The organism is Flavobacterium arabinosi (genome assembly GCF_048158725.1).
In the GTDB taxonomy this organism is placed as follows: Bacteria; Bacteroidota; Bacteroidia; order Flavobacteriales; family Flavobacteriaceae; genus Flavobacterium; species Flavobacterium arabinosi.
In genome coordinates, this window is the sequence record NZ_JBLNKX010000011.1 from 13,869 (window position 1) to 37,992 (window position 24,124).

The 24,124-nt window shown below is 32.5% G+C and carries 13 protein-coding genes; 1 reads left to right on the top strand and 12 read right to left on the bottom strand.

Annotation, left to right across the window (positions count from 1 at the left end; all coding sequences use genetic code 11):
• Positions 1-53 precede the first annotated feature (53 nt).
• The 8 genes from ACM55K_RS17025 to ACM55K_RS17060 all read right to left on the bottom strand — a co-directional run bounded on the left by ACM55K_RS17025 (position 54) and on the right by ACM55K_RS17060 (position 12,764).
• Positions 54-3,473 carry a PAS domain S-box protein gene (locus tag ACM55K_RS17025; RefSeq protein WP_416851513.1) on the bottom strand — a complete coding sequence of 1,140 codons (3,420 nt, stop codon included), beginning with the start codon at positions 3,471-3,473 and terminating at the stop codon, positions 54-56.
• Positions 3,474-4,259: 786 nt separating this feature from the next.
• Positions 4,260-5,030, bottom strand: coding sequence for a hypothetical protein (locus ACM55K_RS17030; protein ID WP_416851515.1), 771 nt, complete (start codon positions 5,028-5,030; stop codon positions 4,260-4,262).
• 35 nt (positions 5,031-5,065) lie between these two features.
• Positions 5,066-5,803 (bottom strand): nitroreductase family protein, encoded by a 738-nt coding sequence (locus ACM55K_RS17035; RefSeq protein WP_416851516.1) that lies wholly within the window; start codon positions 5,801-5,803, stop codon positions 5,066-5,068.
• The gene (locus ACM55K_RS17040) at positions 5,794-7,122 is read right to left on the bottom strand and encodes an aldehyde dehydrogenase (protein ID WP_416851518.1); all 1,329 of its coding nucleotides are present in this window, start codon (positions 7,120-7,122) and stop codon (positions 5,794-5,796) included. Before ACM55K_RS17040 ends, ACM55K_RS17035 begins: the two co-directional genes overlap by 10 nt.
• Positions 7,123-7,198: 76 nt before the next feature.
• Positions 7,199-7,894 carry an RluA family pseudouridine synthase gene (locus tag ACM55K_RS17045; RefSeq protein ID WP_416851519.1) on the bottom strand — a complete coding sequence of 232 codons (696 nt, stop codon included), beginning with the start codon at positions 7,892-7,894 and terminating at the stop codon, positions 7,199-7,201.
• Positions 7,895-7,935: 41 nt separating this feature from the next.
• Positions 7,936-8,754, bottom strand: coding sequence for a 3-methyl-2-oxobutanoate hydroxymethyltransferase (panB, locus tag ACM55K_RS17050; RefSeq protein WP_416851521.1), 819 nt, complete (start codon positions 8,752-8,754; stop codon positions 7,936-7,938).
• 180 nt (positions 8,755-8,934) lie between these two features.
• A complete protein-coding gene (locus tag ACM55K_RS17055; protein ID WP_416851522.1) occupies positions 8,935-10,044 on the bottom strand; it encodes an acyltransferase family protein in 1,110 nt (369 codons plus the stop codon).
• Between the two features lie 254 nt (positions 10,045-10,298).
• Positions 10,299-12,764 carry a glycoside hydrolase family 3 N-terminal domain-containing protein gene (locus ACM55K_RS17060; protein WP_416851524.1) on the bottom strand — a complete coding sequence of 822 codons (2,466 nt, stop codon included), beginning with the start codon at positions 12,762-12,764 and terminating at the stop codon, positions 10,299-10,301.
• A gap of 159 nt (positions 12,765-12,923) precedes the next feature.
• Between ACM55K_RS17060 and ACM55K_RS17065 the strand changes: the two genes are divergently transcribed.
• Positions 12,924-13,670 carry an NUDIX domain-containing protein gene (locus ACM55K_RS17065; protein WP_416851525.1) on the top strand — a complete coding sequence of 249 codons (747 nt, stop codon included), beginning with the start codon at positions 12,924-12,926 and terminating at the stop codon, positions 13,668-13,670.
• Positions 13,671-13,728: 58 nt separating this feature from the next.
• On the opposite strand, the gene ACM55K_RS17070 is transcribed toward ACM55K_RS17065, so the two are convergent.
• The 4 genes from ACM55K_RS17070 to ACM55K_RS17085 form a co-directional block, all read right to left on the bottom strand.
• The gene (locus ACM55K_RS17070; protein ID WP_416851526.1) at positions 13,729-15,156 is read right to left on the bottom strand and encodes an L-serine ammonia-lyase; all 1,428 of its coding nucleotides are present in this window, start codon (positions 15,154-15,156) and stop codon (positions 13,729-13,731) included.
• Positions 15,157-15,344: 188 nt separating this feature from the next.
• Complete coding sequence (locus tag ACM55K_RS17075; RefSeq protein WP_416851527.1) at positions 15,345-16,616, bottom strand: NRAMP family divalent metal transporter; 1,272 nt, start codon at positions 16,614-16,616, stop codon at positions 15,345-15,347.
• Between the two features lie 142 nt (positions 16,617-16,758).
• On the bottom strand, positions 16,759-19,050 hold the full coding sequence (tamL, locus tag ACM55K_RS17080; RefSeq protein ID WP_416851528.1) for a translocation and assembly module lipoprotein TamL: 2,292 nt from the start codon (positions 19,048-19,050) through the stop codon (positions 16,759-16,761).
• Positions 19,043-24,043, bottom strand: coding sequence for a translocation/assembly module TamB domain-containing protein (locus ACM55K_RS17085; RefSeq protein ID WP_416851529.1), 5,001 nt, complete (start codon positions 24,041-24,043; stop codon positions 19,043-19,045). Before ACM55K_RS17085 ends, tamL begins: the two co-directional genes overlap by 8 nt.
• Between the last annotated feature and the right edge of the window lie 81 nt (positions 24,044-24,124).

Consider the following 24,124-nt stretch of genomic DNA (forward strand, 5'->3'; position numbering starts at 1 on the left):
AGTAGTACTAAATTAAATTATTTTTTTTAAAGCAGTATAGATTTCCAGTATTATTAATCCTCATAAATTGGGGTTGTCCATTTAGAAAGTGTTTCTTCAATAATCCCTTTTATTATAGGTTTTGATATATAATCATTCATTCCTGCCTCAATACATTTGTCTTTTTCTTCTTTTTCGGTACCTGCAGTTATTGCAATAATAGGAATACTTTGACCGGATTTTAAATTACGGATTTCTTTCGTGGCTTCATATCCATTCATTATTGGCATTTGGATGTCCATAAAAATAATATCAGGGTATAGGATTTCAAATTGATCAACTGCATCTTTCCCATTTAAAATTTCAGAAATTGTCGCATTTGGATATAAATTTTTAAGTATTGTTTTAAGTAATAACATGTTGATTTTATTGTCCTCAACAATCATTATTTTTATTTTTTTAGAATTTTTGGTTGGTACAATTATGTCCTCACCTTTATTAATAAGAGTGTTAATTTGGACTGTGTTCTCATATGTTTTATCAGTAATCTCTAAATCTAAATCAAAATAAAACGTACTACCTACATTAATAGTACTATCAAGTTGTAAATGGCTGTTCATTAAACCCAATAGCTGATTCGAAATTGTTAAGCCTAAACCTGTTCCTCCAAATTTTCTGGTTGTAGAGCTGTCTTCCTGAGAAAAAGCCTGAAAAATTTTCTTTTTATTTTTTTCTAATATTCCCATTCCAGTGTCTGCAACTGCAAAACGAATTTTGGCTCTGGAATCATCCGTTTTTTCAATAACACAAACATCTAATTTTATAGTCCCTTTTTCAGTAAATTTTACCGCATTTGCTAAAAGATTAATCAAGATTTGCTTTAAACGAACACTGTCAATCCAAAAATATTTAGGAACATCCTTGGCTATATTCAATTCTAAACCCAATTTTTTTTGATTGGATTCATATAATATCAAATCAATGATTTGACTCAATATTTCCTTAGCATCATGTTTTTCAATATATAAGTCTAATTTCCCAGCTTCTATTTTTGAGAAATCAAGAATGTCATTTATGATATCTAATAATGAATGTGCCGATTGGTTTACGGTTATCATATATTTTTCTTGGGTTCTTCCAAGATTTGTTTTCATCAATAAATCAGTAAACCCAATAATTCCATTTAAAGGAGTTCTGATTTCATGACTCATATTAGCAAGAAATTCTGATTTTGCTTTATTGGAAGCTTCAGCCAATTCTTTTGCTTTTATTACGGTTTCAGTTTGTTTTCTTTCGGTAATATCAATGAAAATACCTTCTATAAATGCAATTTTTCCATCTTTATAAATAACATCTCCAAATTCTTCAATCCATATAATTTCTTTATTCTTGTGAAGAATTCTATAGCTTAAATGAATTTGACTTCCGTTTTGGATTGCTTCTTGTTGTTTTTGTAAAGTTTGCTCTTTATCCTCTGGATAGATTAAGTCTATAAATGACAACCTATTAGAAAGAAAATCTGATTTTGGGTATCCAGTCAGTTTTTCAATTTCATCATTGATATAAATTTTAGTAGCATTTTTATCATATTTTGATAAATAAACAGTCCCAGGAATATTATTAGCTAATAATCTGAACTTTTCTTCACTTTCATATATTGCCGTTTCATTTATAATTCGTTCTATAGCGGCAGCAATGTTTCTTGCTAATGTTTGTAAAATATTGATTTCATCTTCATTCCAAATTCTTTCATTGTGAGTATCATCAAATCCTAAAAATCCATGAAATTTGTTTTTTACAAAAATTGGAAAAAGGATTACTGAAGATACATCTACTTGAGATAATTTATGTCTTAAAGATTCATTTTCAATTTTGGAAACGGTAGATTCAAAAATTTGATTATTTAAAAGCGGAGTTAGCAATTCCTCAAAAAACTCATGAGGTAAATTTTGAAGCTTTATGTTGTTTTCAGTTAATTTAATGTTGTTAATTAACCATCGGTATTTTTGGCTTATTAATCCTGAATTTTCATCGTTTTCGTAATAATACGCCCTATTTGATTTTGTTGCTTTTCCCATGATTATAAGAACATCCGAAAAAATAGCATTAATATCATTACTGTTTAATAATTTTTCGGTGCAAATCGTCATAGCGGATAATAGCTCGCTTTTATATTCTAATTTTTTATCAACTTCATATCGCATTTGTGATGCAATTGCTAATGATATAATATCGGATATTGTTCGTGCAAAATTGACATCTTCGTTATCCCAATTTCTAATAATTCCAGTAGTTTCAAAGCATATCGTTCCAATTAATTCACCATTTGTAAAAATGGGTATATCGAGCGTGGATTTAATGTCATTTTTTGAAAAATAGTTTTCGATGAATTCTGAAATTTCCCATTTATTAAAAACATCTGGGGCAACAATTTGTTTTTTGTTTTTTATAGATTCAAAATAAATTGGAAATTTTTTCTGCTTTAAAATATTTCCTTCTCCAAATGCATTTGTATCTAATAAGTATAAATTTTCGCAATAAATTGCATCTTCCGTATATTTCCAAAAGCTAACTCGATTACACTTAGAACTTTTTGCAGCAGCTTCTAATATTAACTTTATACTAATTTCAAAATTTTCAAAATAGCTAAAATTAGTTGTAGATAATTTTTTAATTATATTATTGTATTCTTCATTTTTTTCTTGACGTATTCTATTTTCAGTTTCGATATTTTTTAAAATAGTTATGTCCCTACCTATGCCGGAATAGCCAATTATTTTGTAAGAATCATTTCTGCGAATCATTACTTTTTGAGAAATCCATACTATTTCACCATTCTTTTTTAATAAAGGAATTTCGATAGTTGGAAAATCAAATTCCTTTTCTTCTAGATTTTGATAAAAAAGCATCATTTCATCAATAAAATCTTCCCTTATAAATTCCGAATAATTTCTCATAAGAATCTCTTCCTCTTGATAACCTAAAATTTTAATAGTAAAATCGTTAACAAACGTAAAATCACCATCATCATCAACTTCAAAAATAATATCAGTAGCCGTTTGAATTAAGTTTTTATATTGATTTTGAATCTGAACTTCATTGGTTATATCTTGACCAATTCCTATGATTAAATCATCTGAAAATTTCGTATCCTTCCATTGAATGTATTTGTATTCACCATTTTTACATTTTAATTTTCTAGTATATAATTTCTCGTCAACATAATTTTCGTGATACTTTTCGCCAATAAATTCTGGATCTTCAGTAAGTTTCCAAAACTCTAATCCCATTACTTCTTTTGATGTGTATCCTAAAATTTGAAATATGTTTTCACTACAAAAAATAATTTCTCCCTTTTTATTACTTGCTACCGAGAGTGAATTTCCTTTGTTTACAATTTCATTGGTAAAGCTAAATTTATCTTTTATGTTTAATAAATACAGGTGTCTGATGTAATTAATAACCAAAATTATCAAAGAGTAATTGAATACCATAATTGTGGTATTCAGTGGTACTAATTCAAAAATAAAAATGATGATTAAGTAGGTAAAAACTAATCCAACAAAAATGCAATATAATTTTATTGGTTTTAGAATGCTATAGGAAAAGAAAAAAGCTATTATAAAAGCAATAGCGGGTAAAATATCAGGGGAAGAAAAAATCAAATTTCTGCATACAAAACTAAAAGATAGAACAAAAAGTACCTTGAAAATTTGATGTAGGTTTCGAAATACAAAAGACGATTTTTTACTAATAAAATATACCGCTAAAAAAAATGCACCTAAACTGCAATTTACGATTAATAAACTTTTGTGTCTTACTTTGAAAATTTCGAAAGTAATTTCGAAGATGGGAATTACTATTCCTAAAAAAAACAGATAAAGTTGGTATTCTTCACTTTTCGAAGTCTCTTTAGAATAGTTTTCTATATACTTATTATTTAATATAGATTTAATTTTCGAAAATTTATAAATCAATGAAAAAATCAACAAAAATAAAAATGGAGCAATAATTCTAAATAAATTATTGCTTATAGTCGATTTATCAATTAATAAAAAATGATTAGAAATAATCAAATTATTGAACCAGCTTGAAAAAGCAAAGTTAGGTTTAAAGAATAGTAAAGAACTACAGTATGATACCATAGGATAAATTTGCTTAGGTTTGAAAGATTGACTTGGGGTTCTATCTTTAGAATTTTGAAATATAGGAATTTTTTCAAAAAAACACAACTAAAATTTTTAATTGTGTTTTTTAAGAAGGGTGATATCTAAAATAATTTATTCAAATTCATTTTCTGAATCTATTCCTATAATTGCAACATAAATAGCATAGTACATGGAATACATAAAAGGAATTGTAAAAAATATTCCAATGCAACATCCTATAAACCCAACCATTGACGCTATTGCTGATACAATAATTAATCCCAAAAGTACAAATGGTTGTTTTGATACAATTATGGCGCTAGATTTTAGAGCCTCAATAGCTTTTAAATCACCAAAAATTATAAGGGGAATTGTTAGAAAAGTAAAAAAAGAAATTGTCATTGCAATAAGTGATCCAACTATTTTAATTCCTGCATAATCAAGCAATGATGATATGCCGGAACTTAATATTGAAATTATGATTGTAGAAATTAGAAGTTCCTTAAAATAAGGAGCTTTGTAATATTCTAAAATTGTAGAAACATGAAATTCCTCGTCTTTCTCGCCACAATGTGCCATTTTAATTAATCCGGCAGGGAAAGGACTTAAAAGGCAAGATAACACAATTGCTCCAACTACATAAACTAACATAAAAATGCCTGAAAAGTTTTCGTTTTTTAAATTTTCTAACGATTTTTCATTTAATATGGAAACTCCAAAAGTAAAAATTACTACTCCAAATATAAGAATAGCTATCAGAACAGAGAAAACAAAAATCATTAAACCGGCATATAGTGCGATTTTTTTATAGTTTTCAAATGCATGATTGAATACATTTCCAAAATCTAATTGGTATCCATTGATCTTAATTTCTTCTATCTTTTCTTTAGTAGTTTTCATCATTTAGTTTATTTGTGTATTGGGTGAATTGAATGTATTTATAGTTTAAAATAGACTTCTTCAAAAGGAATTCTAAAACGGGTTCCATAAACGCCTTGTTCTTCTCGAATACCACATCCTATAATCATATTTATTTCGGATGAAGCAGGTAAATGTAATATTTTTTTTATTCTTAGCGAATCAAAACCTTCCATAGGACATGTGTCATAGTTTATTGCAGCCATGCTTATCATGAAATTTTGTGCAGCAAGTCCAGCGCTTTTATGAGCAACAATGCGCATATCACTTTGTCTTGCTTCTCTGTAAATGGGCTTGAATACTCCGATAATTTTAAAAACAATAAATTTTATTATTCCTATGATTCCCAAAAAATCAAAATAAAGCGTCGGTATAATTTTTTGATAATAATTCAATGCAAATTTTTCTCTTTTTGAATAAGTGGATTCTGGTTTATCTCCATACATCGATTTTAAATAATCAATATTTGACTGCACCCTTTTTCTCCATAAATCTTTTCTGGCTACCACAATAACCAGCTGTTGTGCTGTTTTTGCTGCATTTTGACCGAAACTTGCGGCTGTCACTTTTTGTATAATTTCAGGAGAAACAACATGATAAAATTCCCAAAGTTGCATATTACTGCTCGTAGCTGCAAGTGTTGCTAATTGAATGCATTCTTTTACTTTTTGAACGTCAATGGCCTCGTTTTTAAAAACCCGAACGGACCGTCGGTATGTAATGGCTTCGCTTACCGATTTTTCATTGGTTACAACCATTTTAATAATTTTTTAATTGTTTTTAATTTATCATGGTAAGGGGCATAACGCATCGGTAAATCCAACCAATTTGCTTTTTTTACAATTCCTTTTTTATGCGAAAAAGTGTCAAAACTTAAACTGCCATGATATGCGCCTATTCCGCTGTGGCCAACGCCTCCAAAAGGTAATCTTTTATTAGAAAAGTGAATTACAGTATCATTGATGCAGCCACCCCCAAAAGAATATTTGTGTATGATTTTTTGTGCAAATGAATGGTTTTCAGTAAAAACATATAAGGCTAAAGGTTTCTCGTATTTAGAGATTATCGTATTTATTTCTGTCTCATTTTCATACGAAAGAATAGGAAGCAAAGGACCGAAAATCTCTTCTTTCATGATCAGACTATCAACACTCGATTCATCAATAAGCGTAGGGGAGATATAACAATTTTCAATTTCAGTTTGCCCTCCAAAAATAACTTTGTCTTCCTCAATCATATTGACTAGCCGAAGCCAGTTTTTTTGATTTATTATTCGGGCATAATCAGGTGATAGTTTCGGATTTTCGCCGTATGCTTTGGTGATTTCTTCTTTCATGAATTCCATGAAATGGCTCTTCATGTTTTTTTGAATCAAAATATAATCCGGAGCAATACATGTTTGACCAGCATTTATAAATTTGCCCCAAACGATTCTTTTGGCAGCGAGTTTTAAATTGGCAGTTTCATCAATAATACAAGGGTTTTTTCCGCCAAGTTCCAGTGTTACAGGAGTTAAGTTTTCGGCAGCAGCTTTTGCCACAATTTTACCCACAGGAACACTTCCTGTAAAAAAGATATAATCCCAGCGTTGTGAAAGTAGATTCTGAGTGACTTCAACTCCGCCTTCTACAACTTCGACATGACTGATTTGAAATGTTTTTTCAATAATTTTCGCAATTATTTCGGATGTTTTTGGTGTGAGTTCAGAAGGTTTTAAAACTACTTGATTTCCTGCCGCGACAGCTGAAATTAAAGGACAAAGAGCCAGTTGAAACGGATAATTCCAAGGTGCTATAATCAATACTTTGCCGTAAGGTTCATTGTAAATATAATCAGTGGAAGGGAAATTGAGAATTGAAGGGAATACTTTTTTTGGTTTAGCCCATTTATATAAATTCTTTATAGTGTCTTTTAATTCAGAAATAACATAATTGGTTTCTGTGAGTACTGCTTCAAAAGCCGGTTTTCTGAAATCATCGTATAAAGCCTGAATAATTTCATTTTCATGAGTAATAATTACATCGAGTAACTTTATTAAAGTTTCTTTTCTAAATCCTATAGTCGTTTTATAATTCATTAGGCACACACAATTTATTTAGTGCTATGCAAGTTAATTTTTATAATTTACATAATGAATTATTCTTAATAAAAAATTATAACGCATCCCAGATGGAGTCTGATGGAGTGGGAGCAGTTATGGTTAAAGCTTCTTTTGTAACCGGATGGACGAATGTTAATTTCCTAGCGTGTAAATGAATTCCACCGTCAGGATTACTGCGGTCAAAACCGTATTTTAAATCCCCTTTTATTGGTGAACCTATAGCAGAAAGTTGTGCCCTGATTTGATGATGTCTTCCGGTGTGAAGATTAATCTCTAATGCAAAATAATTATTGAGTTCCTTAAATACTTTGTAATCCAAACTGGCTAATTTACTTTCTGGAACTTCCTTTATATGCGCTTTGGAAGTGTTGTTTTTTTCGTTTCTTTTTATATAATGAACGAGATTATCTTCCTCTTTTGAAGGTTTATTTTTTACGATTGCCCAATACGTTTTTTGAGTTTCTCGATTGCTAAACAGTTCATTCATTCGGGTTAAAGCCTTGCTTGTTCTGGCAAAAACGACAATTCCTGTTGTAGGTCTATCTAAGCGATGTACAACACCCAGGAAAACTTCTCCGGGTTTGTGGTATTTGTCTTTTATATATTCTTTGACAACTTCACTCAAAGGTTTATCACCGGTTTTATCGCCTTGCACAATATCTCCCACGCGTTTATTGACTACAATAAGATGGTTGTCTTCGTGAAGAATTTGTAAGTTATTTTTGTTTGAAATGATTTTGTTAGACACTTTTAAGGCTTTTTTTGTAAACTGAATACTGCGGTTGAATACTAATATTGCTCATTAGCATTAGGAAAATCACTAGATTTCACATCAGCAACATATTGACTGATTGCAGTTGTCATTCCTTCATATAAATTCATGTATCTTCTCAAGAAACGAGGACTGAATTCATTATTCATTCCTAACATATCGTGAATAACCAAAACTTGACCATCAACACCGCCCCCGGCACCAATACCAATAACCGGAATTGAAATGCTTTTTGCTACTTTTTCTGCTAAATGAGCCGGAATTTTTTCAAGAACCAAGGCAAAACAACCTAATTTTTCTAATAATTTGGCATCTTCCATCAATTTTTCAGCTTCTTCTTCTTCTTTGGCACGAACAGTATAGGTTCCAAATTTATAGATGGATTGTGGGGTTAAACCCAAATGTCCCATCACTGGAATCCCTGCGTTTAATATTTTCTTGATAGAATCTTTAATTTCTTTTCCACCTTCCAGTTTTACGGCATGTCCACCACTTTCTTTCATGATTCTGATGGCAGAACGCAACGCTTCTTTTGGGTCCGATTGGTAACTTCCAAAAGGTAAATCAACCACAACCAAAGCTCTTTCTATGGCTCTAACTACGGAGGAAGCGTGGTATATCATTTGATCCAAAGTAATAGGCAAAGTCGTTTCGTGTCCAGCCATTACATTCGAAGCCGAATCACCAACAAGAATTACATCAATTCCAGCAGTATCAACAATTTTAGCCATTGTATAATCATAAGCGGTCAGCATGGAAATTTTCTCTCCATTGGCTTTCATTTCAATTAATGACTTTGTTGTAATTCTTTTGTAATCTTTTTTTGCTACAGACATTTGATATTAGATTTCAGATTTAGTTTGTAAAAGTAGTAAAATCGATTAGTTTTAAACAAAAAAATGGACTTGAAATAATTCAAATCCATTTTTTAACTATTGTTAAATTGAAAATATTTAAAGTTATGTAAGTGATTTTTTTATTTATTGTTTTTACGAAAAAATCATTTCCAATTTGATCTAAGCTGTTTTTTTATTTATCCATTGTCTTACAGGTACGTCATATAATTTCAAGCAAATGTAAGCAAGCGCAATACACGATAATAAAACTAATATACTCACCGGAAATACTTCGCTAAATGGTGTTTTATGATCTGCTACCCATCCTGTATAAATGTATATTATTGGATAGTGAGTAATGTATATTGGATACGAAATATCACCGAAAAATTTGCATACCCGTGAAGAAAATTTACTTTTAATTTCTCCGCTTGCCGCCAAGAAAATAATCAGAGGAAAAAATAAAATTACAACTGCTGAATCATAAATGCCATTCAGCCATAAATGTTCGCTTCCACCAATCCTTGGCATAGCTAAGGCTAATATAACTAGCAAACTACACCAAAAAAAAGCATTTTTTACGTGAATTAATTTTCCCATACGAAAAAGTAATAATCCTGCAAAAAAAGGATACATCATCCGAGCAAAACCAATGTGCATTTGTGTTAGTTCTAGTGACCAACCTCCAATAAGATCCCCATTTGGACTTGTAACTGCAAGATGAATTAATGCGCAGCCAGCAAGAAAGACGAGTATCGAAAGCGCTGTTTTTGAAAATTTTCTCACAAAAAGTGCATACAAAATATTGGCAATATATTCATAAAACAAAGACCAGCCTGGGCCATTTAGCGGATGCAATTCTGTCCAGCCACGAATATCCAAAGACGGTGGGACAGGAACCAGCGTAAATCCAATGAACATTACCAATAGCATTTTCCATACAGGTACATCATGAATAGTAGGCCACAATACCGAATCTTGAAAATAGAATAACAAAGCTCCGATAATCATTCCCATAATCACCATAGGCTGAAGCCTAATCAATCGGCGTTTGAAAAAATTCCCGATCGACATAGTATCCCATCGGTCATCATAGGCGTAGCCAATAACAAAACCGGATAATAAAAAGAAAAAATCAACAGCAAGATATCCGTGGTTTATTATTTGGTCCAGATGACTTGTAGCATGTGCCTCAAAAATGTGAAAAGCAACCACCATCAGTGCGGCTACGCCACGCAAACCATCTAAAATAGGATAATGGGGTTTTGATTTTAAAGTGCTTATATTCATATTTTTATCTTGTGTTTTTTCGTAAGTTAGTATTGGGTTTCAAAAGTATATATTTCTCTTCTTAAAAAAAGCATTTTTTCTACTTGATAGTTAAAGGGTAAATAAATTTATCAAACTTCTTTCAAGTTAGCATAAGATGCAAAAACTCAAACAGACTTAATTTTCATTTTAAAAGCCCAACATTACTGTCAGGCTTTTAATTACTACTTCTTTACAGAAGCGGCATCAATAATTTAATAATTGAAATGTACAAATTAGTGTTTCAAGTCTGCAAATTTTGTATCTGGAGCAAACGCTGCATTTGTTTTTTCAACAATTTTCTCTTTTGCTAAAGTAAAATTTGCTGTTTGCTTAATATTTAATGATGACGTTCCAATTGCCACTTTATAAGAGCCTGCTTCAGCAATCCAAGCATTTTTGTTAGGAATAAATGAAGCTAAATCTTTTGAATTTATTGTCAATACAATCGTTTGACTTTCTCCAGGTTGTAATAAATTAGTTTTACCAAAAGCTTTTAGTTCTTCGGATGGTTTATCAATTATTTTTGCTGGAGCAGAAAGATATAATTCTACTACTTCTTTACCTGCTATTTTACCGGTATTTTTTACGGTTACGGTAACATTCATTTTGTCTGCAAATGCGCTTGAACTCAATTTTAAATTAGATACATCAAATGTGGTATAAGATAATCCGTAACCAAATTCATAAGATGGTTTTACATGAAATGTATTGAAATAACGGTATCCAACATAAATTCCTTCTTCATAAGTTACACTAGTAGGATTTTCAGCAGGTGTTCCAATCCAGTTTTTAGCTGATGGTGTATCTTCATATTTTACTGGGAAAGTCATTGTTAATTTTCCAGAAGGAGTTACTTTTCCAGAGAAAACATCCGCAACAGAATTTCCACCTTCTTGACCCGGTTGCCAAGGTAAAAGGATAGCATCTACTTTATCTTTCCAGCTTGCCGTTTCGATTACACCACCAATATTTAAAACTACAACCACTTTTTTGCCTTGAGCATGAAAAGCTGCTGAAACAACATCGATTAAGTTGATTTCATCTTGAGCCAAATTAAAATCTTCATCTACTTTACGGTCATCACCTTCACCAGCATTTCTTCCAATTGTGATTAATGCCAATTCAGAAGTGTTTGCTTTATTTTTAACGATTTCTGAATTTAATTCTAATTCAGGAAGTCTTTTTGGAGTTGCCAATAAACCTTCTTTTTCACGTCTTTTTGTTTCAATCTCTTTTTGAGTAGCCATAAAAGGTTTGTATAATCCTTCTAAATCTTTGTCAATAGAAAATCCAGAGTTTGTTAAACCATCAATTAATGAAACTGAATAGGCTTCGTTAACATCACCACTACCAGTTCCACCAGAAATAAAATCATAGGAGGTTACACCAAAAACGGCTAAAGGAGCTGATTTTGAAGTGAAAGGCAATACATTGTTATTGTTTTTTAATAAAACAACCCCTTCTGCAGCAGCTTGTCTTGTAACTTCTGCATTTTCTTTTAAGTTTGGTTTGTTAGAATATTTGTAATTGCTCATTGCTGGGGATCTCATAACCAATTCTAATACTCTTCTTAAATTGATATTGATGGCTTCTTTAGATAATTTTCCGCTTTTTATATCTTCAGCAATTACTTTTTGTTGTGCAGGTAAACCCGGCATCAATAAATCATTTCCTGCTTTAAGTTGTTTGGCAACATCACTAACAACGTCTTTATTCATAATATCTCCAAATCCATTATAACCTCCAAACCAGTCTGTCATCACTAATCCTTTAAAACCCCATTCGTCACGAAGTACAGTAGTTAATAGATCTTTACGTGCTGATGTGTAAGTGCCATTTAATAAGTTATAAGATGACATTACTGTCCATGGTTGTGATTCTTTAACTGTAATTTCAAATCCTCTTAGGTATATTTCGCGTAACGCTCTTTCACTGACATGGGCATTAACACCCATTCTGTTTCTTTCCTGATTATTGGCAGCAAAGTGTTTTATTGAAGTTCCTACGCCATTAGATTGTATACCATTTACCATTGCAGCTGCAATTTTTCCTGCGATAAATGGATCTTCAGAATAGTATTCAAAATTTCTTCCACATAATGGGTTTCTGTGAATATTCATTCCTGGACCTAATAAAACATCTACTCCATATTCTTTTACCTCATTACCCATTGCTTTACCAACAGTATTGATAAGTGCTACATTCCAAGTAGAAGCTAATGCTGTTCCCACAGGGAATGCGGTAGCATAATACGTATTCGGATCCTCATCTCTAATGGATTTAATACGCAAACCAGCAGGACCATCAGATACAATTACGGAAGGAATTCCTAAACGAGAAATGGCTGTTGTTCCTCCTGCAGAACCGGGAACTTTTGCGGTGTCTTTTTCAGTGGAAAACTGCATTTTAGTCCAGTCAAAACCAGGCATTCCAATTCCAATAAGCATACTCGCTTTTTCGTCATCAGTCATTTGATTGATTAAATCTTGAATCCGGTCTTGAGTTGAAAGACGGTAATCTTCATATCGGTCTAACTTTCCATTTTTATTTAAATCAGAAAAGGTAAATCCGTTAACAGTGATTATTGGGTTGGGTGCAGTCTCTTTTATTTCTGGGTTTTTTGCCCAAGAAATTCCAGAAATGACAAGTGCTGACAGCAGCGAAGTCTTTGCGATTTTTGAAATTGAATTGTTCTTCATTTGGTTTTTTTAGTAAATAGTTTTTTATTGCTTCATTATGAAGCAATATTAATTATTTTTTTTTTAATATTTGCAAAAAAAGATAGTTTATTTTTTGATTATTAGTTTTTAAAGTAAAAATTATAATCAATTTCGTATTTTTGCAATCAATATAAAATAATGGAATTTAATAAAATAATAGAGGGAAAATCAGCTGAAGCTTGGGACATATACATCCCAAATTTATCCGTGGATTGTGTCGTTTTTGGATTTCACGATACTACCTTAAAAGTATTGGTTACTAGATTAAAAGAGGTAGATCTTTGGGCTCTTCCCGGAGGATATGTTTTAAAAACAGAAAATCTTAAAGAGGCGGCCAATAGAATTTTATTTAGTAGAACAGGTGCAGAAAATATTTATTTGCAAGAATTTAAAGTTTTTAGTGATTTGAATCGATCTGATGGAATTTTTGATAATTTTCCGGATACGCTGTGGAACAAACAGCGATTTTTATCCATTGGATTTTATGCCTTAGTCGATTTTCATCATGTAAATTTAGTTATGGATGATTTTTCTGATGCGTGCGAATGGAAATCAATTGATGAATTGCCAGATTTTATGATGGATCACAGAAGTATTTTTGATAAAGCATTAGAAACGCTGCGCAGACAATTAAATCATAAACCGATTGGCTACAGTTTATTGCCTGAAAAATTTACTATGCCCGAACTTCAAAAATTGTATGAAATTATTTTAGCAAAGAAATTGAATCGTGGTAATTTTTATAGAAAGATGCTGCGTTATGATATTCTCGAAAAATTAGAAGAAAGTAGAAAAGGGGGAGCGCACAAAGCACCGGATTTATATAAATTTGATTTAGAAAAATACCGATTAGCACTTAAAAATGGGTTAAATGAAGGTTGGTAAAAGGATTGCTTTTTTAACTCAAAAAACCTCTTTTGAGTTAAAAAAGTAATCAAATTATCTAACAATCGGCCATATTCACAGCGATTGCTAAACCTCCTTCGGAGGTTTCTTTGTATTTATTGTTCATGTCTTTGGCAGTTTGCCACATCGTGTCAACTACTTTGTCTAAGGGAACTTTTGCATTTTTAGGATCTGTTTCTAATGCTAATTCGGCAGCATTAATCGCTTTTATGGCTCCCATCGTATTTCTTTCGATGCAAGGAATTTGGACTAATCCACCAATAGGATCACACGTTAAACCAAGATGATGTTCCATGGCAATTTCGGCAGCCATTAAAACTTGTTCCGGAGTTCCGCCCATTAATTCGCATAGAGCTGCTGCTGCCATTGATGATGAAACACCAATTTCTGCCTGACAGCCACCCATTGCTGCTGAAATAGTAGAACCTTTTTTGAAAATGCTTCCTATTTCGCTGGCTACCATCAGGAATTGTTTGATTTCTTTTTCGCCAGCATTATGGTTTTCGATAACTAAATAATACATTAAAACAGATGGAATAACGCCGGCACTTCCGTTAGTTGGAGCGGTAACCACACGCCCTAAAGCAGCATTGACTTCATTTACAGCAAGTGCAAAACAGCTTACCCACTTTAGGATTTGGCGAAATTTTACTTCGGTTTTTCTAATTTCTTCTAGCCAAGTTTGCGGAGAATCATAGTTTGCTAAGCCAATGAGGTTTTGGTGCATATCAAACGCACGACGGCGAACATGTAATCCTCCGGGTAAAATCCCTTCGGAATGACAACCGATATACATAGACTCCAACATCGTATTCCAAATGCGCATTAATTCATGATTGATTTTTTCTTCGGTGCGCATCGATTTTTCATTCTCATAAACAATTTCCGAAATCTTTTTCTTTTCTTTTCTGCAGTAGTCCAAAAGTTCAGTTGCTTTATCGATTGGGAAAGGAAATGCACATTTTATAGCAATTTTTTTCTTCGCATTGATGCGTTCTTCTTTTACAACAAATCCGCCCCCAATGGAGTAGAAGGTGGAAATGTATTCTTTATCATGATTTATGTAAGCTGTAAAAGTCATAGCATTAGCATGAAAAGGAAGGAAGTTTTTATTGAAAACAATATCTTGTAAAAAATGGAACGGAATCTGGTTTTCATTGCCAAGATTGATTTCATTTTTATCCTTGATTGATTTTATAATTTTATCGATATCCGAAATAGGAATATATTCAGGATCTTGTCCACTTAAGCCCAACATAATGGCTAAATCAGTTGCATGACCTTTACCAGTTAGCGAAAGAGAACCATATAAATCTACTTTTACTCTGTTTACTTTATGGATTAAGTTTTCGTTTCTCAATTCACTTAGAAAACGTTCTGCTGCGCGCCAAGGCCCAAGTGTATGAGAACTAGAGGGCCCAACACCGATTTTAAGCATATCAAAAACAGAAATACATTCTTCCATAATTTAGTAGTAGGTTTTATTAATGCAAATATAATCTAATGCATTAACGATTGGAAGGTCATTGAGGTCAAATAATAAAGATTTAACAAAATTCAGAATGAATTTTAATTATTATTTAATGAATTGTGGCTTTTGCAGTTTTATATTGAGTTTGATTTGGTTTTTAAAATAATAAAAGAGGACTCCATTTATTTAGCTGTTACTTCCAGGTAAATTAAAGTCACTGCGGCGACTGTCATAATAATGAATGCTGCAATTCCTAGAATATTAGCAGTTTTTCCATTTGTGAATTCTCCCATAACTTTTTTATTATTGGATATATGAAGAATAATAGCAATTAATACCGGCGCGGTCAAGCCATAAAGAACCGCAGTATAGAGTAGTGCTTTTATTGGTGAAATACCAATATAATTTAAGGATAAACCCAATATAAGGGAAATTGCAATAACAATATAAAATGCTTTTGCTTCATGAAATTTTTTGTCCAGACCTTGTTCCCAGCCAAATGTTTCGGTAATAATGTACGAAAGGGAACCACTTAAAACGGGAATAGCCAAAAGACCAGTTCCAATAACTCCAATTGCAAAAAGAAGATAAGCTGAATTTCCTGCTAATGGTTTTAATGCCATTGCCGCCTGTTGTACAGTTTCAATCTGATGAATTCCACTTTTAAATAAAACAGTACCGGTAGTAAGAATAATAAAGAACATGACCAAACCAGAAAAAGACATCCCAAAATCGACATCTTCTTTCATGTCATTAATTATTTTTTTATTTACCATCAAATGATTTTTCTTGTGTTTCATTTCTTCCACTTCCATAGAAGCTTGCCAAAAGAATAAATAAGGCGAAATTGTTGTTCCAAGTATGCCTACAAGAATCCCAATATATTCTTTATTGAATTGTATAGTAGGAATAAAAGTTGACTTTAGTATTTCGGTTAAATCCTGTTTATATAAAAACGGGACAACCAGATATACTAAAAGAACAAGGCAGAGGTATTTAAGCGTTGAAGCAATTTTTTGATAAGGCAAATAGACAATCAGTATTAGTAGAATAATAGTAAAAACTACACTGAAAAAAGTGGCATCAATAGCGGGAAATAATAAATTACCGACAGCTCCCATTCCTGCAATATCGGCACCAATATTCATAACAATAGCAGGGAAACTAAATAATAACATTAAATACAAAACCGGTCTTGGATAGTTTTTTTTAAGTGTTCCTGTTAAGCCTTGTGAAGTAACTAAACCAATCCTGGCACACATTTGTTGAATAGAGGCCATAAGCGGGAATGCAATAAGTGCAGTCCATAATGTTGAAAGCCCAAATGCAGCACCTGCCTGGGAATAAGTAGCGATTCCGGATGGATCATCATCACTGGCACCAGTTATAAGTCCCGGACCCAAGAGTTTCCAAAAGCGCACAAATTTAGTTGATAATTTTTTTCGGGCATTCATTTTCTAACTACTTTGGAGTTATTTAACAGCTCATTTTAGTGTGTAGTAAATGTACAACCATGTAATTTAATTTTAATAAAAAATTGTTTCAATGTTTTTAAAATCAATATTTTAACTATGGGTATATTCAGTTTTATCTAAACTAAAATGGATAGCCGATAGCCAAATTGAAAACTAAATTTTCTTTTCTCCATGTACCATTTCCAAAATTGATTTGATCTAAAACCCAATGTTGTCCATCCGGTAAATAAGGTTTTCGAATAGGGAAAGCAAAGTCCGTTCTAAGAATTAGAAAAGAGAAATCAAAACGCAATCCGGCACCAGTTCCAACGGCTAATTCATTCATGAATTTTTTAGAAAATTGGGCGCCTGGTTTTTCAGGGTTATCTTTCAATAGCCATATATTCCCTGCGTCTAAGAATAAAGCTCCTTTTACCAAACCATAGATTTTAGCTCGATATTCTGTATTGAATTCCAGTTTTAAATCACCTGACTGATCCGCTAAAAAACTACTGGCGGTAGCAGAACCGTCATACGTTCCGGGACCTATGGATCTAGCACGAAATGCTCTTAAACTATTGGTTCCACCAATAAAAAACTGCTTAATAAATGGTAACTCATTCGAATTTCCGTAAGCAAAACCTGCGCCCACAATAATTCTACTGGCAAGCTGTGAATCAGGTCCTAATTTTAAATAATGTCTAAAATCGTTTTCTATTTTTATAAATTGGCTGAAAGGGACATCAAACAGTTTAATGGTATCTCCTTTTTTTAGGTTTGCTCCAGTAGCTAATCCAGCTATATTCCCGGCCAAGTCGATAGTTCCTTTATAGTAAAATGTATTTTTCTTTCTTTTCTGTAAAGTGTTGGTGTAGGTAAAGGAATAGGTTGGACCAAAAATTAATTGTTTCTCAATTACTTTCCCCAGTGATGGATTGGCTACAATTTGCTCTTGGTACAAAGGAGTTACATTTTGAGGGCTCGCATAAGTGATTTCAGTAACATTTAATAAATGCTCTTTTTTCTCACTTGCTTTCCATAAATAACCAAAGGATCCTTTGAATGTTTGTAACGAGTACAATTTGGTTCTGTTTTGAAATTCATATCCTAATGTAGCTTTTGTTTTAGGTACGAAACCACTGGAAGATCTAAATTTAAATGGGGAAACAAATCGAGGCCAAACTAAATTAGCTTCGGTTCCAAACCGGTATACATTAAATCCATTATTCTGCCCGGAAACTTGTACTTCGACACCGCCAAAAGCAGATATAGTCAGTAATTCAGCACCTCTAAAAGCGTTTCGATTGCTCCAGTTTAAATTGAGTTCGGTTCCGGTGTAATTAGCAGAATTGGTTTTTGCTAATACTTCAAAACGAAGTGATTTTTTAGGTAATGGGGTAAGATAATAATAGGCGTCTAAATAATTTCCTATGGTATCGGAAGGTTTAAACTGATTTTTTACGAATTTGAAAGTACCCAAATTCACCAATCTATTCAAAGATAAATTATGATTGGTACGGTTGTATAAATCTTCTTTTTTGAAATACAAAGTACGGTCAAAAACTCGTGGTTTGAATAAATTCTCCGGATCTATAATGGTAAAATCATTGTATTTTTTGATGGAATTATAATTAGGTTTCAAACTATCAGAACCAATGGAATAGTTAGGATAAACAATAATTTTATTGATTTTGAATGGTGTTTCTGCTAGTTTTGGAGTTTCGTCTTTTACTTTTACGATAAGATCCACTTGGTGATCAGCAACAGTACTGTCTACTTGTACTTTAAGATAATCGGGGTTGAAGTAGAAAAAACCTTTTTCCTTAAGTCTGGTATCAATACGCACTCTTTCTTCTTTAATAACATCAAGGCTGTATCCGTTATCTTTTTTTAATAAAGTTCTGCGTTTGGTATTACGAACCGCACTAGAGATTAAGGAGGAATCTGTGGGGAATTTTACTTCTCTAATTTTATATTGTTTACCGGGTTTTACAATATATTCCGCCGTGGCTTTTTTACCATGGCGAGTTGAATCTGCTTCTGTTTTAGTGTTGAAATAGCCACTATTTTCAGAGAAATTCTGTAAAACACTTTTACTATATTCTAAATCAACCTTACTGTATAAAACGGGTGGTTCACCCACTTTGGTTTTCAGCCAGTAACGCCATCCCTTTTCTTTTTTTGGCTTTCCCGCTAAATTATAAATGAATAATTTGGGTCTCAACCCAAGAAAGGAGGAGTTGGGTTTTGGTCTAAGAATCTCTTTTAGTGCCGTCTTTAACGCTTTTTTTTCTTTTTTAGCGATCTCATTTCCTTCCACTTTTACTGTTGCACCAGTATACAGCAGTTCTCCTTCGGGCAAAAATTTTGTATTGCTGCACGATGTGGCAAAAAATGCTAAAAAAAGAAAATATTGTAAATGGGTCTTATTCATCAGATTTCTTTTTTGATTCTTTTTTTAATTTTTTAGCTGCTTTTTGCGCTTTACTTTTAGCAAATAACTCCTTAAATTTATTGTAATCCAACGTAATGATGAAAGCAATTCCGGTCTCTACAACTTCACCTTGAAGTGCCACTTGATATTTGTTTATTCGGTAGGCTCGAACTTTATACCTTCCATCCTTTGAAAGTTGGTAATCTAAAGAAACGTCGCCGGCTATATTGTTAGCATTCTGATTGACTTGTTGCGGTCCTTCAATTCCAAAACTACTACCAACGGTAACTTTCAATCGGTCGTTCAGTAATTTTTTGGAAATACCAACATTCAAATCGGTTTTATTAGCTCGTTGCCCGGTGGTATAATCGTCAGAAGTATTTAAATCAAAATTAAGTTCTACTCCATTGATTAAATCGCCTGCAAGATTATTCAGTTGCTGCGATAAAATTTTACTGGCACTTTCTCTGGCTAATGAAGAAACGTTTGCTCTTCCTGCCTCACTTGCAAATGGATTTTCTCCAATGAAACGATTCAGTAGCAGTAAGGCAAAAACCTGTTTATTCAATTCATCCGGCTGCTGACGTAGTTGCGTCAGTTTGGCTTGCGTAGTGTTGATAATTTCAGTCGAAACACTATTATTTCCTTCAGGCAAAACGATATCAAACGAAATGGTAGGTTTCATCAGTTCACCGGTCATTTTTAATCTGGTTTCAAAAGGAATTCTTTGCTTGTATGTATTTCTCACTTCGGCGGTTACTGTTCCTAATTGATCATTTACTAAATCAATTGGCGCCGCATCTGTTTTATAAATTGCTGTAACACTAATGTCTGCGGTGGTTGGTTCTCCTGTCCAAAGAATATAACTTCCCGGTTTGATGTCGAATTTTCTTTTAATGGAATTAAAATTCATTTCATAACTTCCTTCTGATAATTCATATCTTCCGGTCAAAGTTGTTTTTCCGGAAGAATCAATTCCGCCGTTCAATTGTGCTTCCCCTTTTAATTTTAGGAAATCCCCGTTGGCTTTATCAATAACCAGAGACAATTCGGCCTCTTTATCTATTTCAATATTTACCGAAGCATTAACTCCTTTTATCTCTGATTCACTGGTAAATTCTGCCAGAGCAATATCCCCCATCAATTGTGGCTGGTCTTGATCAATAAATTCTACAATACCTTCTCTATCAGCTATTGATGGATCTGATTGTGGTAAAACAACAGTAAATTTAGTGTCTTTGTTAATTTTGATATTTCCTTCCACAACAGGATTATCAAAATTGCCTGATATTTTTAAATGATTGTCTAAATACAATTCGCCATAATACATAGCATTGTCTTTGGCTTTAGAATTAATGGCTTTGAAATTATCGGCATCCAAAGCTAAATCAAAACCAAAATTCCTGAAATTCTTACTGTCGATTTTTCCGTTGATGGTTAAATCATTGTCTTTTTCATCTTTTAAAATGAAATTATCGAAAAGGATGGCATCGCTGGTAAATACGATTTTATCATTTGCAGACTTGAAGGTTGAGTTGAGTTTTGTCGCCTTGAAACCAATTTCATTGAATTGTAATTCTCCAATTACTTTTGGCTGAGATGTATTGCCTGTAATTTTGAAATTGCCATTAAAAAAGCCGGTACTTTCTTTTATATTATCCAAAGTAAAGCCCTGAATGCTTTTTAAATTCAGTTTTTCAATAACCAGATTCATATCAAAACTGCTGTCCGTAGTTTTATAATTTCCGTCTAAATTGACTTGGTTTCCTTGACCTGTGATTGAAATTACTGCATCATATCTATTGGCAAATGCATTATTAACTTTTATACTAACGTTACCGACAGTATCTTTTTTGAAAGTGAAATCTTCAATATTTAAATCCGAAGTAAAAAGGGGTGATGTATTTACATTTTTAACTAATGCGTTTCCATTGATTTTACCGCTCATTTGCAAATCCTTTTTTTCAACCATACTGGTAATGGTTTTGATGTCAAAATCCTTGAAATCAATCGCGATTGGTGCATTTGTATTATTGGATTGTGACTGAATTCGGATACTGCTTCCATCTTTACTCAATTCGAAATTATCAGCATAAATTCCTTTTTTACCAAAACGAATTAAATTGTCTTGGGATATTTTCCAGGATTCATAGTTGAGCAACAGATTGTTTGGATCAAGATTTATTTCATTATTTCCGTTTGTTGCCTGTAAAGTTCCTGCAATCAAGTATCTTTCTACTTCTTTTATGTCTTTTAATTGGAGCGTATAATCCAGAATGTTGTTTTGTACTTTCCCCGACATATTGGTATAAGGCAATTGAATTTGTTTGTTTTGAATGTCGTCTACAATCAAACTGTAAACAAGTGCTTTATCTTGCGTATCCACTTTAAGAACGGCATTTGTGATCGTATTTTCTCCGTAAATTAATTTTGGAACGGTACCGTTCAGAACAATAGAATCGTTAACAGAATTGTATCTTCCATTGATGTTAATAGGCTCAAGACTTTTCAATTCTGGAATAAGCTTCAATAGAATTGGACTGTCTTTTATACCAATTTTAAAAGCAAATTGTTGTTTTTCAACAACGGTTTTTCTTGAATTTGGTTTGCTGTCATAATACTTGGCAATAGAATTAGATAAAGCGGTCGCTATTTTTGATAACTTGTATTTTCCATTTACTTCACCATCTAAAAAAGGGGATTTTAATAGTAATGTATTCTTTTCAGATGTGGATGTTGCGACTATGTTTATGGAATCAATTACAAATTGTTCTTTCGCATTGGCTATACTTATGCCATGTGCATTTACAGTTCCATTGAGATAATCTAAATTTGCCGATTGAATGTCAGCATCTACAACGCCTCTTATTTTCATGGGACCAGCATGCAGATTCAGTTTTTCCAAATCAGCGATATCCACATTCAGTTTTAATTTTCCAGTTGGATATTTATCTCTAAAACTTCCGCTGCTGACCAAATCAAAAGTCAGATTAGGGTCTTTTGCGACAGCGGTTGCATTGAAATTTCCGCTGCGAATAGTCCCTTTTACGCTCAGATTTTGATACGTATATTTATTATAATAGGCTTTTTGAATCGTTCCGTTGAAAGAAGCCGTTGCAGTTTTTAGATTGGAACCACTTCCTTTTATATTGGCTTTTAAAGTGACTTTTCCAATAGAATCGTTTTTGATAAATTTCCCTAATTCAAAATTAGTCAGTTCTATTCGGGCATCATATTTATCCCGATTTTTTATGCTGCGGTCATAGGTGCCTTTGATTTTTGCATTTCCAAAACTACTTACCAAATTCAGATTGGTATTAAAATTAGCAATTGTCCCTTTGAAAGTTCCTACTGCACTTAATTTTGAAGGCAACTGAATCGAATTTGGAATCGTTCCTGGAGGTAAAATTCCATTAAAATCTTTCGAACCGGATTGTAAGTCTTTAATATTCAAATCAAAGTAGGCTTTGTTGACATCTGGTAAACCTATAATTCTACCGCTTGCCACTACTTTTGTGGTTCCAATGCCGCTGATTTCGATGGCTGGAAATACAAGATTCTTTAATTTCCCAGAAACTTTACCATTGACAAGCAGTATCGCGTTGGGATAGCTCATGAAAGGATTCGTCTTCGATACCATGGGAGCAAAAAGCAAAATATCTTTAACGCCCAATTTACTTTTCTTCAAATTAGCCATTAGCCCTAATTCTCCTGGATTTTTAGCCAATGATTCAATTGAAGGATAGCCTATTAGAATTTCATCTCTCAATTCCGTTTGAGGCGTTTTTAAATATAATTTTTTAAGCGACGCATTTCGTTTACCGTAGAAAAATTCAGCATTGAATGATTGCACATTCAAACCACTTTTCTCTCTGAATGTTAACGAATTTGCATCTCCGGAAATTTTTTCGGGGTTGTAATATAAGGCATCAACTTGTAAGTTTAATTTCGTGAAATCTAAATGGTTGTAATCGATTCCTTTCTTAGTTGCGACATTGTTATTATTGTCATAACGGAAGTTAATTCGGTTAAACGTTGTTTTATTTACTTTTACTTCCCAGTTGTTAGCTTTGTCATTAGATTGATTTTTTGCGTTTTTTTGGTCTAGTTTTCCAAAAGCCAATCCGCCTTCCACACCCGTCAAATCAATACTTTCGATTAAAAGCAATCGATTGTTAAGATCAATTTTATCAATTTTAGCTAACAGTTTTTTCAAATAGAAATTAGTGGATAACTTGGTTTCGTCACTTTGATAATCGAAATCAATTTTGGAAAAATCAATTTCGCCCAGCTTTAATTTTAAGATAGATTCCGGAGCATTTTTAGCAGCAGCAACTTTGGTTTTATTGGATATTTGAACCAAACCTTGTTTTAATTTAAACCTCAAACCATTAATTTTAGCTTTCGGAATTTCAAAGTTCATTTGATCTAAATCAAACGTTTTTATTGTTGTTTCAAAATGATTTAGATTGGCATTTAAATCATTTTTTGTAACGGCATCATTATAATTAAATTTTATTCGGTCTAACTTAATTTCCTCAACGGAAAATTGCATCGGAGGAGAATCGCTCTTTTGTTTCTCTGGCGAAGCAAAAGCTTTGAAGATGTATTCGAAATTAAAAACTGCTTTAGTATCTCTATTTAAATTGGCAGTAATGCCTTCCAGTTCGAGGGAGTTGATTTCTATTTTGTTATTCATCAATTGCAACAAACTAATATCAGCCGCTAATCGCTCTCCGGCCAAAAGTGTGTCTTTTTTTTGATCTTGAAAATAAACACCTTTGAGTATTATTTTTTCTGGAAACCCAATTTTTAAGGTATCAATTGAAACTTTGGTTTTAATCTTCCCTTCCAGATAAGTTACTGCTTTTCCTTTGGCGAAATTTTGAACTGAAGGCATTTGAATAGCAAGAAGTAACAATAAAAACAATACGATTATAGTTCCTATTATCCAGAGGAAAATTTTAAAACTTTTTTGTAAGTATTTTTTCAAAAGGTCTTGATTTTAGGTCTAAAATTAGCCAATTTAGACTAGAAAAGCAATTTAAATTCTAAATTGAATTAAACACAAAGA

Excerpts from the sequence above, each read along its gene's own strand:
- ACM55K_RS17075 (WP_416851527.1), bottom strand. The coding sequence starts at position 16,616 with ATGAATGCCCGAAAAAAATTATCAACTAAATTTGTGCGCTTTTGGAAA.
- ACM55K_RS17065 (WP_416851525.1), top strand. The coding sequence starts at position 12,924 with ATGGAATTTAATAAAATAATAGAGGGAAAATCAGCTGAAGCTTGGGAC.
- ACM55K_RS17060 (WP_416851524.1), bottom strand. The coding sequence starts at position 12,764 with ATGAAGAACAATTCAATTTCAAAAATCGCAAAGACTTCGCTGCTGTCA.
- ACM55K_RS17025 (WP_416851513.1), bottom strand. The coding sequence starts at position 3,473 with ATGGTATTCAATTACTCTTTGATAATTTTGGTTATTAATTACATCAGA.
- panB (WP_416851521.1), bottom strand. The coding sequence starts at position 8,754 with ATGTCTGTAGCAAAAAAAGATTACAAAAGAATTACAACAAAGTCATTA.
- ACM55K_RS17035 (WP_416851516.1), bottom strand. The coding sequence starts at position 5,803 with ATGGTTGTAACCAATGAAAAATCGGTAAGCGAAGCCATTACATACCGA.
- ACM55K_RS17055 (WP_416851522.1), bottom strand. The coding sequence starts at position 10,044 with ATGAATATAAGCACTTTAAAATCAAAACCCCATTATCCTATTTTAGAT.
- ACM55K_RS17040 (WP_416851518.1), bottom strand. The coding sequence starts at position 7,122 with ATGAATTATAAAACGACTATAGGATTTAGAAAAGAAACTTTAATAAAG.
- tamL (WP_416851528.1), bottom strand. The coding sequence starts at position 19,050 with ATGAATAAGACCCATTTACAATATTTTCTTTTTTTAGCATTTTTTGCC.
- ACM55K_RS17070 (WP_416851526.1), bottom strand. The coding sequence starts at position 15,156 with ATGGAAGAATGTATTTCTGTTTTTGATATGCTTAAAATCGGTGTTGGG.
- ACM55K_RS17030 (WP_416851515.1), bottom strand. The coding sequence starts at position 5,030 with ATGATGAAAACTACTAAAGAAAAGATAGAAGAAATTAAGATCAATGGA.